An 11,992-nucleotide genomic window follows, 5' to 3' on the forward strand; every position below is an offset into this window, starting at 1 on the left:
GGGGCTCGTTGGATACATAACGCAGAAACGGGCCGCTTAGTGATGTTTGGGCTCGGGCAGGGGCTCGAGGCCTTTCTTCACGCGGTAGTCGTTGATGGCGGCGCGGATGGCGTCCTCAGCCAGCACGGAGCAGTGGATTTTCACGGGCGGCAGGGCCAGTTCTTCCACGATGTCCATGTTGTTGATCTGGGTGGCCTCGTCGATGGTCTTGCCCTTGAGCCACTCTGTGGCTACCGAGCTGCTGGCAATGGCCGAGCCACAGCCGAAGGTCTTGAACTTGGCATCGATGATGGTCTGGGTGGTGTCGTCCACCTCGATCTGGAGGCGCATGACATCGCCACACTCAGGAGCGCCCACGAGGCCGGTGCCTACGTTCTCCTTGCTTTTATCCAGCGTACCAACGTTGCGTGGGTTGCTGTAATGGTCGATGACTTTCTCGCTGTAAGCCATGGTATTGTTCGGATGTTAAGAGACGAAAGAAAAGAAACAGGAACGGAAGATGGGGAAAATCAGTGGGCTACCCACTCGATTTTGGAAAGGTCGACGCCGTCCTTGAACATTTCCCACAGGGGCGACATGTCGCGGAGCTGGTTGACCGCACGGGTAACGGACTGTACGGCGAAGTCGATTTCTTCGGGCTTGGTGAAGCGGCCGAGGCCGAAACGGAGCGAGGAGTGTGCGAGTTCGTCGGAGAGGCCCAGGGCCTTGAGTACGTAGCTGGGCTCGAGCGAGGCACTGGTGCAGGCCGAGCCGGAGGATACTGCGATGTCCTTGATGCCCATCATGAGGCCCTCGCCCTCGACATACTTGAAGGACATGTTGGAGACGTGTGGCAGGCGGTGCTGCTTGGAGCCGTTGATATAGGACTCTTCGATTTTGAGGAGTTCTGCTTCGAGTTTGTCGCGGAGTTTGGAGAGGCGGGCGGCGTCTTCGGCCATTTCGAGGCGGCAGAGTTCAGCGGCGCGGCCAAAGCCCACAATACCGGTGACGTTGAGGGTGCCACTGCGCATGCCACGCTCGTGTCCGCCGCCGTCCATCTGGGCGGTGACCTTGACACGGGGGTTCTTGCGGCGTACGTAGAGGGCGCCTACGCCTTTGGGCCCGTACATCTTGTGCGAGGTGAAGGCCATGAGGTCGATGCCGAGGGCATTGACGTCGAGGGGCACCTTGCCGACAGCCTGGGTGGCGTCGGTCATGAAGAGGGCGCCTTTGCGGTGGGCAAGGTCGGCAATCTCCTTGATGGGCTGGATGACGCCGATTTCGTTGTTGGCGAACATAACCGACACGAGGATGGTGCGGTCGGTAATGGCGGCTTCGAGCTCGTTGAGGTCGATGAGACCTTCGGAGTTGACGGTAAGGTAAGTTACCTTCTTGCCTTCTTTCTCGAGGTGGCGACAGGTATCGAGAACGGCTTTATGCTCGGTGGTGACGGTGATGATGTGGTCACCTTTCTTCTCGTACATCTCGGCTACGCCTTTGATGGCGAGGTTGTCGCTCTCGGTGGCGCCGGAGGTGAAGATGATTTCCTTGCTGTCGGCCCCGATGAGCTGGGCGATCTGCTCGCGGGAGTAGTCAACGGCTTCCTCAGCTTTCCAGCCAAAGGCGTGGCTGCGGCTGGCGGCGTTGCCGAAATGCTCGGTGAAGTAGGGCAACATCGTTTCCAGCACCCGTGGGTCGAGTGGCGTGGTAGCGTTGTTGTCCAGATATATAGGGGTTTTGAGCATGATTTCTGATTAGACTGAATTCAGACTGTAAAAGTAAACAACAAACGGGAACGGTGGGTTTCCCGAATGTCGAAAACATGATGGCCGTCATGTTTTGATGGGTCGAAAAGTTGTAAGCGGGTGACGGTTTGGGTTTTGTTGGCGGGTGCAGTAGCTTGCGAAGACAGACGGCAGGCCTGTGCCGCCGTATTTTTCTATGACACTACGCTACCCGACCCGACAGATACTGGCGGCGCTGCTGCCTCTGTTTCTCCTGACTGGCTGCGAGGACACCCCAAGCCAGCAAGCCGATGGCGAGACCGCCCCGCTGGACACCACGCTGAGTGCCGAGGCCCAGACGGTTGAGAAGCTGATTTACGCCCTGCCCGCCCCACAGCAGGCGCTGGCGCTGCTGAAAGTGGCAGGCGCCCGCTACGACGCCCGTCTGCTGAACTCGGAAGCGCAGGTGGTGAACTACCAGAGTGGCCTGAAGGCAGCCCTGAACATAGGGGTGTACAGCACCGACCTGGCCTATGCCAGCACCTTCAACCAGAGCCAGGTGGCAGTGAAGTATTTTCTGGCGGTGCAGAAGCTGGGCGACCAGCTGGGCATTGCCAGCGCCTTTGACGAAGGCGTAGTAGCCCGCGTGGACAAGTACAAGGAGAACCAGGACAGCGTCATCAAGATTCTGTCGCGGGCCTTTGAAGTGGCCAACCGCAAGCTGCAGAAGAACGGGCAGGACGAAATAGCCCGCAACATACTGGTAGGCGGCTGGGTAGAGGGCCTGTACCTGGCAACGGCCATCTACAAAGTGAACAGCCTGGAGCCGATAGGCCGCCGGATAGCGGAGCAGAAGCTGGCGCTGGACAACCTGATACAGCTGCTGGAGCGGAACAAGATCTCGGACGACTTCCGGCCCTACTACCAGCAGATGAAGGATATTCAGACGGCGTTTGGGCCCATCTCAATTGAGTACAACTTCAGTGGTACCCAGACCGACGAGAAGAAGCGCATTACGCGTATCAACAACAGTAACGAAGTGCGGTTTACCCAAGAGCAGTTGCTGGCCATCCACGAGAAAGTGGCGGCCCTGCGCAAAGCCATCGTCGCCTGACCGCCGTACTTTTCCCATCTCCCCATTCCTACTGACTGACCCACTCTATGGATATCTCCCGCTTACTGCGCCGCCGGCTGGCCTCGGTTCTTCTGGGTGGCCTGTTGCTGACGCTGCCCACGACGCTGTCGTCGCAGGGCCAATGCGATGACATAGCCGACGACTGCTCGGTGACGCTGTTCCCTTTCACGAGCAACGGCCAGTATTACCGTGCCCAGCTGTTCGAGGGCGAGAGCGCCCGCCTGAAACTGACGCTGTATCAGGGCATGGTGTACAGAATTGTGCCCTGCGGCAGTGCCGACGGCGAGAAGCTGATTTTCACGCTGTATGACAAAAACGGCAAAATGCTGTTCACGAACGAGAAGATTGACAACGTGAGCTACTGGGACTTCTCTTTTGGCGCGACTAGCGACTACACTGTTGTGGCGCGCTTCAAGAAAGGCCAGGGCTGCGCGGCCATTCTGGTAGGCTACCAGGATGAAGAGAACGACGAGCTGAACGTAGACTGAGCCAACTGGCAGGAGCGCAGGCTCCCCGGTAAAGGGTATAAGTGGCAGGCGGGCATGGCCCGCCTGTTCTCTTTTGGTGGGAGAAGGGCTAACTTCCCTTCAAACCAGAACCCGGATGACGTATCGCAGCCTGCTTGCATGGATGTTGGGAATGGGGCTTTGCCAGAGTGCGGCCCAGGCACAGACGGCCGACCCCTACCGGGAGTCGGGGTTTGTGCGGGTGGAGGCCGGTGCGCGTGCCTTTGACGAAGGGCTGGAATGGGGCTGGGCCGATGGAGTAGCCGTGCCCATGGTTCTGCTGGAGCGTGGTGCCGACCCCAGCACCGCCAGTGGCATTCGCCTGCGGAAAGACGCCGAGTGGCCCCCGCTGAACGGAGGACAGGTGAAGGCTGGTGTGCTGTATGTGCAGCAGTATGAAGTGACGGTGCGTGAGTATGCCGAATACATGGCGGTGGTGGTGTTTCGAGACCTGCCGCGGTACTTCGGGGGCGACACGCTGGTGTATCTGCAAGAGCAGGCCCAACGGGCCGCCGAGACCCGGCCCGGCTATGCGCCGCACCCCAAGATGCTGTGGAAATACTGGCGCGATGTGTGGCACGCCGGGGTGAAGGCCGGTGTAGTGCCGACGGCGGACATCTGGAAGGGGATATGGCCCGGCGACCAGCTGCCCAAGGCTACAGCCGACTACTTCGGCAGCCATGCCTATGACAATTACCCGATGGTGGGGCTGACAATGGCCCAGATGGAAGCCTATGCCGCGTGGCGCACCGAGCGGGTGGCGGCAGCGCGCAAAGCCAAAGGGAAGGCCGCGATTGGGGCGTTCAGACTGCCGACAGAGGAGGAGTGGATGGTGGCGGCGGGCAGTGGGCCCAACCAACCCATACGGTTGGCAACTGGCACGCTGGATGCCCGCAACAGCAAGCTGCTGCTGCTGGGCAACGGCCAGTGGGGACGGATGGGGCAACAGCCACCAGCGACAGCGTTTCTACAGATGAATGGCCTATATGCACCGACCCAGACGCGGCTGTATGACCTGGCCGGGAATGCCGCCGAGCTAACTGCCACCCCGTGGCAGGAGGTGAACCGCGGCAATGCAGGCCTGAAACCCGGGCCTACCCTGCCACAGGACCAGGACCAATGGGGCGTGCTGCGGGTGGTGAAAGGCGGCAGTTATGCTGACGACACCTTTACGTGGGTGATCGGCAGCCGGGGCTACCACAACACCCAGCGAGGTGATGGCCGGGTGGGGTTTCGGCTGGTGTATGAAGTGGCGGAGTGAGCGGGGGTAGAAACAAAAACAGCGGGTGAATTACCCGCTGTTATGTGCCCAGGACTGGATTCGAACCAGCACGCCTTGCAGCACCACCCCCTCAAGATGGCGTGTCTACCAATTTCACCACCTGGGCAAGGGTTTCAAACTTTGGCTCAAGTTACAACAGAAAAGGTCGGTATGCCGACCTGTCTGCAGCGCTTGCGCTTTTTCGTGATTCCTCTGGGACTCGAACCCAGGACCCTCTCATTAAAAGTGAGATGCTCTAACCAACTGAGCTAAGGAATCTCCAACAATTTCCCAGCGGGAATGGACGGCAAAAGTAGAAGGTTGTTTATTACGGCGCAACAGTTCGGCAAAAAAAATCGGAATAGATTTGTGACGCCTTAAGGAGCCCGACCGTGCATGGAAAACGAACTGACTGATCTTCAATTTGCTATACTGGACGCGCTGTATTTCGTGGAGCCGTTTGAACACATACTGGAAGAGGTGAAGGAGCCAGAGTCGCTGGTGGCGGCGGAGCTGCGGAACCTGATAGCCCTGCGCTGGGTGCAGCCCATGCGGTTTGATGAGAAACAGAACGACTACCTGCGCAGCCAGTATTACGACCCCGACAACCTGTATGCCTATCGCTACCTGGCGACGAAGGAAGGCTTGCTGAAACACACGGGCCGACGCTAGGCCCGATACCGTAACGACAACAGCCCCGAAGTGGGGCTGCTGTGCGGTAACATGGGCACGATACGGCCTCAGATGGTATCGAGGGCGTGCGAGAGGTCGGCGATGAGGTCTTCGATGTCTTCGATGCCGACGGACAGGCGGATGAGGGTATCCTTGAGGCCGGCCGCATGGCGTTCGGCAGCGGGAATGCTGGCGTGTGTCATGGTGGCGGGGTGACCAATTAGGCTCTCGACGCCGCCGAGGCTCTCGGCCAGAGCGAAGAGATGGGTGCCGGAGAGGACCTTGAGGGCATCTTCCATGCGATCGCCCTTGAGGGTGAAGGAAATCATGCCGCCGAAATCGCGCATCTGCTTTTTGGCAACGGCGTGGTTGGTGTGGGACTCGAAACCGGGCCAGTAAACCTTCTCGACCTTGGGGTGCTTGGCGAGCCAGTGTGCCAGGGCGCGGCCGTTTTCGCAGTGGCGCTGAATGCGGATATGCAGCGTTTTGATGCCGCGAAGCATGAGAAAGCAGTCCTGCGGGCCGGGGACGGCGCCGCAGGCGTTCTGGAGGAAGCGGAGGCGCTGGTGAAGGGCTTCGTCGTTGACGATGACTGCGCCCATGACGACATCGGAGTGGCCACCGAGGTACTTGGTGCAGGAATGCATGACCATATCGGCGCCGAGGGCGAGGGGCTGCTGGAGCGAGGGGGAGGCGAAGGTGTTGTCTACAGCCACCATGATGCCGCCTTTCTGGCGGGCAAGCGCCACCACGGCTTCAATGTCAACGATGCGGAGGAGTGGGTTGGTGGGGGTTTCCACCCAGATCATCTTTGTGTTGGGGGTGATGTGCGCGGCGATATTGGCGACATCTGACATGTCTACGAATTGGAATTTGAGGCCGAAGGGCTCGAACACGCGGCGCATGATGCGGTATGTGCCGCCGTAGAGGTCGTTGCTGGCGATGATTTCGTCGCCGGGGACGAAGAGCTTGAGGATGGCATCGATGGCAGCGAGGCCTGAGCCGAAGCAGGAGGCAAAGTTGCCGCCTTCGAGGGCGGCCAGGGCTTCCTGCAGGGCGTCGCGGGTGGGGTTTTGTGTGCGGGCGTATTCGTAGCCCTTATGGTCGCCGGGGGCAGCCTGCACGTAGGTGCTGGTCTGGTAGATGGGGGTCATGATGGCGCCGGTGGTGGGGTCGGGCCGGACGCCGGCATGGACAGCCTTGGTAGCGAACTTCATGTGTATGCCTCAGATTGGGGGAGTGACGAAATATTGGAGCCAAAGCTACGGGATAGAGTTGGCAAGTGTGTAAACTGGCAGCACTCAAACTCTGTGAAATGAAAGCGACGAAATGGACCCTGGTGGCGCTGCTGGCAGTGGCTGGCTGTGCGCCGAAAGAAGGCGAAGCGCCAATGATGGCGTCGAAGGACATGGCGGAGTCAGCTGCGGTGCCCGACACGGCCATGGCGGTGGGAATGACACCCGGGAATGCCCCTGCTGTGCCGCCGGAGCAGGATCTGGCTGCGATAGAGCGGAAGATGGTGTATACAGGCAGCCTGCGCATGCTTGTGGGCGACCTGAAGGCGAGTGGCGACAGTATTCGTGCCCTAATGAAAGGCTGGAAGGGGTATATCTCAAGCGAGCGGCAGTTCCGCGATTATGAATCGGGGAGCATGACGCAGGAGCTGGAGATGACGCTGCGGATACCCTCGCAGCAGTTTGGGGGTGCGGTGAACCAGCTGGAGCGCATGGGGAGTTACGTGAGCAGCAAGCAGGTACAGGCGAGCGATGTGACAGCTGAGTTTGCCGACACAGAGGCGCGGATACGGTCGCGGAAGGCGGCAGAACAGCAGTATCTGGAGATCATGAAGCGGGCCCGGACAGTGAGCGAGGTGCTGGAGGTACAGGGCCAGCTGCGGCAGATACGCGAGGAGGTGGAGGCAGCGGAAGGCAAGCTGAAAGCGCTGCGCAATGACGTTGCCTTTTCTACGCTGACCGTGACGATGTACGTGATGGAAACGCCCGGCGATGCGCCGAAGGACGGTTTCTGGTACCGGCTGACGTCGGGGCTGGGAACGGGCTGGGACGCCTTCGAGAGCTTCATCATCTTCCTGGTTTCGATCTGGCCGTTCTACCTGCTGGCAGGGCTAGGCGTGGTGCTGTGGCGGCGCTTCCGGAAGAGCAAAAAGGATGACAAAAGCGCCTGATCTGGTTTACACGCAATAGAAAAGCCCCGGACTCCGGGGCTTTCTGCTTTGTGTGAGGCTATGTGTCTTACTTGATTTCGAAGACGCCGCGGACTTCGACGCGGAACTTGATGGTGCGGAACTCGATGTCGCCTTCGCCGTCGGCCATGCCGCCTTCCATGCGGACGTTGGCCATGCGGTACATGGGCTGGGGCATGGGCTCCAGGCCGCTTTCGCCCATCTCGCTGATTTCGAGGGCGCCGCCTAGGGTTTCGCCGATGGACTCAACCATTGCCTTGGCCTTTTCGCGGGCAGCCTTGAGGGCAGCGAGGCGGAGTTCGGAACGGAGCTGGGCTACCTGCGAGTAGTCGAAGCTGGTAAGGCGGGCGGAGAGCACGCCACGGTCGTCGAGCTTGGCGAGGAGGTCGTTGATCTTGCTGAGGTCGGCCAGCTTGATACGGTACGCCTTGGTGGCCATGAACTCAGGATCTTTCTTGCGGCGCCAGGTAAGCTGCGACCCGCCAGTAGACTCGACGCGGAAGTTTTCCTTGGCGATACCCACCGCAGCTACAGCGGCCACCAGTTGCTTTTCCAGCGTTTCGATTTCTACCTTCTTGCTGCCATCCTTGTACTCCTGCATCACGATGGTGTAGTAGAGGATGTCAGGGGTGATTTCGCGCTCGGCCGAGCCAGTTACTTCGATGCGCTTGGCGGGGCGGTGGTGTTCCATGGCTGGTTGTTGGGCGTAGAGGGCGGGCGCGGCCAGCAGGGTAGCGGCGGCCAAGGCCCACTTGGTGAGGGAGAGTTTCATAGAGATGAATTTGGTTCGTCTGCGGGAGAGACGGCCAAAACTATGCCGGGGTTTAGCGCAGCGTGTGTTAAGAAATCTTACGCTGTGCCAACGTGCTGAGGGTGAGGCTAGCGCTTCTTGCGCAGGGGCGTCCAGCCACCGAAGGTATCGGGGAAACTGCGGCGCAGGGCGTAGACGCAGATGGGGACGAGGAGGAAGTAGGCGTAGATACGGTGCCAGAAGGCCTCGGGCTCGTCGGGGAAGAGGATGTCGCGGGTGAGGTTGGCGGCGGTGGCAAGCGCGACAAGGACGGCCAGAGCTTTTGCCCAGCGGCGGTCGAAGACAGAGGGACGGTGGCGGATAGTGGAGATGGCGATGGCGCGGGGGGTGTCGTCCTGGTTGAGGAGTTCGACCTCGGCAGTGAAGGCGGCCAGAAACAGCTGAAAGGCTTCGCGTTCTGACTGTCGGGCGGGCTGGATGATGAGGACGTCCTCGGGGTTGCGGAGGCCGATTTCGAGGTAGCCGAAGCGCCCAGCGAGGAGGTCGGCGTCTTCAGAGAAGTCCTCGACGTGGTCCCATTCATAGAGGGTCTGTTCGGGCTGGACGATGGAGAACCGACGGGCCGGGGACACCCGTTCCCAGATTCCCTGTTCGGTTATTTCGTATTCGAGGCGGCGTTCGAGCAGAATGGCGAGGAGGAGATAGCCGCCGATGGGCAGTACCCCTGTAGCGCCAACGAGCCAGGCGGTGAGGACAGGGTGTTTCCAGCCCCAGGCAATACCTACTGCCAACAGCAGCAAGGATGCCACCAGCAAGGCAGACAGCAGGAAGGTGTCGCTGGCAAGCAGGCGGCGGGTAGCAAAGCGGACACCGTGATGTGGGCTGGTGGCCATAGGCAGTAGCAGGAGAGGAGAACCAGTCACAAGTAACGCAAAAGGCGCGAAAGGCGCGGGGCGTTCTTGGCGGTATGGGGTCAGCTGTTACCTTTGGACATGTACCATAGCAGCAGCAAGATTGTAGACTGGACGCATGCAGCGCATATCCGGGCCAGCATTCGGATACTGAACCGGAAAGTGGTATTCACCAACGGATGCTTTGACCTTCTGCATCTGGGGCATATCGACTATCTGGAGAAAGCGCGTGCCCTGGGCGGCTTCCTGATCGTGGGGCTGAATACCGATGCCAGTGTGGGTGCGTTGAAGCCAGGGCGGCCGATACAGGACGAACACTCTCGGGCACGCATTCTGGCGGCATTGGAGTGTGTGGACCTGGTAGTGCTTTTTGGTGAGGAGACGCCGCTGGAGCTGATCAAGACCGTGCAGCCCGACATTCTGGTGAAGGGAGCCGACTACACCGTAGACACCATTGTGGGGGCGAAGGAAGTGCTGGCGGCTGGCGGCAGGGTAGAAACGGTGGAGCTGGTGCAGGGGTACAGTACCAGCAATATTGTAGCGAAAATCAAAAGCCAAGGCTGATGCGCCACTGGGGCTTGACACTGATGTTTGCTGGCACGGCAATGTCGGTGCAGGCGGGCAATGGGCTGGCACCGGGCATGGAGCCTCTATCTGAAAAGGCAGGACATACGCAATCGGCGGTTCCGCTGGCGCCGCTGATGGTTCAGGAGCGACTGGGCACAGACGCGTCTGCCCGCCTGGCCGTGGGAGGTGCGCCGGTTCCGGCCCCAGCAACTGGCAGCCATACTGACAGCGAAGGGCGGGAGGTGTTGCAGAAGCGACACGGCGGCCATCGGGATATGCGGCGGCAGGAACGGCCTGGGCATGCCCGCCGGGGCGTTCGGCTTGGCACAGGGCTGCTGCTGGGCCTGTTGGCCATCACATTGGTACTGGGGCTGATACTGCTGTTCTCGGTGTTGTGGCTGGCGCTGCTGCTGTTGCTGGTGGCGTCCTTGCTGTTCGGACTGGTGTTTGTGGTGGGCACGGCCCGCCATGAACGGCAACCTTACCGGTAGGGGTAGGGATTGGTGCACAATAGACTTTCCAGGGGTGCTTAGGACTGTCCCGGGCGAATCGTACAGCAGCTGTGTGCGCACCTGGATTGCTGATGGCGGTTTTTGGAGGCGGGTCAATGAGTCGCGATGGGCCTCTGTGAGAAGACATTAGGAGGTGGGCACTTATATGGCTAGTGCACCAGCAGAAGTTTTCTTTATTCGTTGATTTTGGCAATCTGATTGGATGTTGGTATTTAGTGAACTGGTTATCCATTAATCCAACTGTATGCATTTGACCAAGAAAATTGCTGTTTGGGCTGTGAGCGGGATGTTTTTAGTGCCAATGTTTGGCTTAATGTCAGTACCTGCACAGGCGAAAGTCCGGAGTGGTCTGTTGCCTGGAAGCGCCAAACCGGCGCAGCTGGAAACCCAGCTTCCCAATACACCACAGCCAGCGCCAGCACCAGCCCCTGTGCAGTGGGCAGCGCCAGCCGACAGCCAGAAAGTAGCCCCCACTGCTTCGGCCAGCCATGTAGCGCAGGAAGTCCCGGGCGACAGCGCTGCCGCGGCAACCGCGATGCTGTCAAAACTCAAGAAGCCGGATGGTCGTACACGGAAAGGGTTAGGTATCGTGCTGGCGATAACAGGAGTTTTGGGTGTGCTTTCTGCAGGCACTGGTGCTGTTTTGGCCTTGCTTGTTTACGGGGGCCTTGGCGCTTTACTCATTGTTACGGGTCAAAAAAAATACAAGCGCCTGAAGTCAGCACAGCAGGCAGAAGGCGCGGCCCCCTTTCAAGAGGTTAAAGGACGTGTGGGCCGCGGGGCGCTGTTGGGTATGTTCATCAGCCTGGCCTTGGCAAGTTTACTTCTGCTGATAGGTGTCATTGCGGAATTTTCTGGCGGCAATGTAACGGTGGTTGCCTCTGGCGGAGCAGTAGGGGTGTTCGTAGGACTCTTGCTTGCATTTGGGCTTATTCTGCTGTTATGGCGTAGTGCAGCATTCACCAAGGCCATGCAGGCAAACGGATTCAGCAAGCCGCGGAAGTGAGTGTTGGCAAGTCGTGGGGCTGGCGCACCTCTGGCTGACGGTTTCTTGCAGTTGAATTGATTTTTGTATCTAGGAATCTGGTTATTCACTGATACCTCTGTATGAAACTAACCAGTAAGATTGTCGGATGGGCTGTATGCAGTATGCTGTTGGCCTTTGGGCCGTATGGGGTGCGGGCAGGTGTAAGCCCCCTACCGCCGGCAACCCCAGTTGGCACCGATGTCATGGGCTCTCTTGGGGCAGGCGCCCTTTGGCAGACTGCCCAGCCCCTGCCTGCAACTGTTGCGGATACCCCGGCTGATGCGTTAAGTATGCCCTCTGCAACCCTGGAGGGGGCTGGTGTAGCAGCCAGCGGGCGCACTGTAACTGAAGCGCGTGCGGCCACAGAGAAAGCAGAGCGGAAGGCAGAACGCAAAGCCACACGGGCCAAACGACGGGCGGAAGTGCGTGATGGCTTTGCGTATCTGGTATTTGCGATTCTGTTTGCGATAGCTGGTATCTCTGTTCTGTTTGGAAGCGGTGGCAGCGCAGTATTTGCCATCGTTTCGCTAGGGCTGGCCGGGGCGTGTTATGCGCTGTGGCGATCGACCTCGAAGCAGACAGGGGAGTACAAGCCCCGTTTCGGGCGTACACTGCTGCTGATAGGCATGGTATTGTTTGCGATATTGATTTACATGTCCACCACCAAGCTGGTGTAAAACCCAAGGGGTGGATGCTGTGGGCACGGGAGTTGTGTATACTCGCAGGGCTGGCGGGTAGCAGTCT

14 protein-coding genes and 2 tRNA genes are annotated in these 11,992 nt (G+C 59.5%); 9 read left to right on the forward strand and 7 right to left on the reverse strand.

Annotation, left to right across the window (positions count from 1 at the left end; genetic code table 11):
• Positions 1-36 precede the first annotated feature (36 nt).
• Both iscU and AC2D8O_RS03400 read right to left on the reverse strand, forming a co-directional pair.
• Positions 37-450, reverse strand: coding sequence for a Fe-S cluster assembly scaffold IscU (iscU, locus tag AC2D8O_RS03395; protein WP_484677382.1), 414 nt, complete (start codon positions 448-450; stop codon positions 37-39).
• 59 nt (positions 451-509) lie between these two features.
• The gene (locus AC2D8O_RS03400) at positions 510-1,724 is read right to left on the reverse strand and encodes an IscS subfamily cysteine desulfurase (RefSeq protein WP_484677383.1); all 1,215 of its coding nucleotides are present in this window, start codon (positions 1,722-1,724) and stop codon (positions 510-512) included.
• Between the two features lie 196 nt (positions 1,725-1,920).
• Between AC2D8O_RS03400 and AC2D8O_RS03405 the strand changes: the two genes are divergently transcribed.
• The 3 genes from AC2D8O_RS03405 (at position 1,921) to AC2D8O_RS03415 (ending at position 4,605) form a co-directional block, all read left to right on the forward strand.
• Positions 1,921-2,817 (forward strand): hypothetical protein, encoded by an 897-nt coding sequence (locus AC2D8O_RS03405; protein ID WP_484677384.1) that lies wholly within the window; start codon positions 1,921-1,923, stop codon positions 2,815-2,817.
• A 47-nt stretch (positions 2,818-2,864) separates the two neighbouring features.
• Entirely contained in the window at positions 2,865-3,326 is a 462-nt protein-coding gene (locus AC2D8O_RS03410; RefSeq protein WP_484677385.1) for a hypothetical protein, read from the forward strand.
• Positions 3,327-3,441: 115 nt separating this feature from the next.
• Positions 3,442-4,605, forward strand: coding sequence for a formylglycine-generating enzyme family protein (locus AC2D8O_RS03415; protein ID WP_484677386.1), 1,164 nt, complete (start codon positions 3,442-3,444; stop codon positions 4,603-4,605).
• A 45-nt stretch (positions 4,606-4,650) separates the two neighbouring features.
• Here the strand turns inward: AC2D8O_RS03415 and AC2D8O_RS03420 are convergent.
• Positions 4,651-4,732: transfer RNA gene (locus AC2D8O_RS03420), tRNA-Leu, on the reverse strand.
• 78 nt (positions 4,733-4,810) lie between these two features.
• Positions 4,811-4,884 (reverse strand) — tRNA-Lys (locus AC2D8O_RS03425).
• A 117-nt stretch (positions 4,885-5,001) separates the two neighbouring features.
• Between AC2D8O_RS03425 and AC2D8O_RS03430 the strand changes: the two genes are divergently transcribed.
• Positions 5,002-5,277, forward strand: coding sequence for a hypothetical protein (locus AC2D8O_RS03430; protein ID WP_484677387.1), 276 nt, complete (start codon positions 5,002-5,004; stop codon positions 5,275-5,277).
• A 68-nt stretch (positions 5,278-5,345) separates the two neighbouring features.
• Here the strand turns inward: AC2D8O_RS03430 and AC2D8O_RS03435 are convergent, their stop codons facing one another.
• On the reverse strand, positions 5,346-6,494 hold the full coding sequence (locus AC2D8O_RS03435) for a cystathionine gamma-synthase (RefSeq protein ID WP_484677388.1): 1,149 nt from the start codon (positions 6,492-6,494) through the stop codon (positions 5,346-5,348).
• Between the two features lie 98 nt (positions 6,495-6,592).
• Here AC2D8O_RS03435 and AC2D8O_RS03440 point away from each other — a divergent pair, with 98 nt between their 5' ends.
• Positions 6,593-7,462 (forward strand): DUF4349 domain-containing protein, encoded by an 870-nt coding sequence (locus tag AC2D8O_RS03440; RefSeq protein WP_484677389.1) that lies wholly within the window; start codon positions 6,593-6,595, stop codon positions 7,460-7,462.
• A 67-nt stretch (positions 7,463-7,529) separates the two neighbouring features.
• On the opposite strand, the gene AC2D8O_RS03445 is transcribed toward AC2D8O_RS03440, so the two are convergent.
• Both AC2D8O_RS03445 and AC2D8O_RS03450 read right to left on the reverse strand, forming a co-directional pair.
• Complete coding sequence (locus tag AC2D8O_RS03445) at positions 7,530-8,252, reverse strand: SIMPL domain-containing protein (RefSeq protein WP_484677390.1); 723 nt, start codon at positions 8,250-8,252, stop codon at positions 7,530-7,532.
• A gap of 107 nt (positions 8,253-8,359) precedes the next feature.
• The gene (locus AC2D8O_RS03450; protein WP_484677391.1) at positions 8,360-9,124 is read right to left on the reverse strand and encodes a hypothetical protein; all 765 of its coding nucleotides are present in this window, start codon (positions 9,122-9,124) and stop codon (positions 8,360-8,362) included.
• Between the two features lie 99 nt (positions 9,125-9,223).
• Between AC2D8O_RS03450 and rfaE2 the strand changes: the two genes are divergently transcribed.
• From rfaE2 to AC2D8O_RS03470, 4 genes are all read left to right on the forward strand, one after another.
• Positions 9,224-9,706 carry a D-glycero-beta-D-manno-heptose 1-phosphate adenylyltransferase gene (gene rfaE2 / locus AC2D8O_RS03455; protein ID WP_484677392.1) on the forward strand — a complete coding sequence of 161 codons (483 nt, stop codon included), beginning with the start codon at positions 9,224-9,226 and terminating at the stop codon, positions 9,704-9,706.
• Entirely contained in the window at positions 9,706-10,200 is a 495-nt protein-coding gene (locus AC2D8O_RS03460) for a hypothetical protein (RefSeq protein ID WP_484677393.1), read from the forward strand. Before rfaE2 ends, AC2D8O_RS03460 begins: the two co-directional genes overlap by 1 nt.
• A 334-nt stretch (positions 10,201-10,534) precedes the next feature.
• Positions 10,535-11,227 (forward strand): hypothetical protein, encoded by a 693-nt coding sequence (locus AC2D8O_RS03465; RefSeq protein WP_484677394.1) that lies wholly within the window; start codon positions 10,535-10,537, stop codon positions 11,225-11,227.
• A 101-nt stretch (positions 11,228-11,328) separates the two neighbouring features.
• Positions 11,329-11,925 carry a hypothetical protein gene (locus AC2D8O_RS03470; protein ID WP_484677395.1) on the forward strand — a complete coding sequence of 199 codons (597 nt, stop codon included), beginning with the start codon at positions 11,329-11,331 and terminating at the stop codon, positions 11,923-11,925.
• Positions 11,926-11,992 lie beyond the last annotated feature (67 nt).

The sequence above is a fragment of the Pontibacter sp. T17 genome (genome assembly GCF_057219875.1).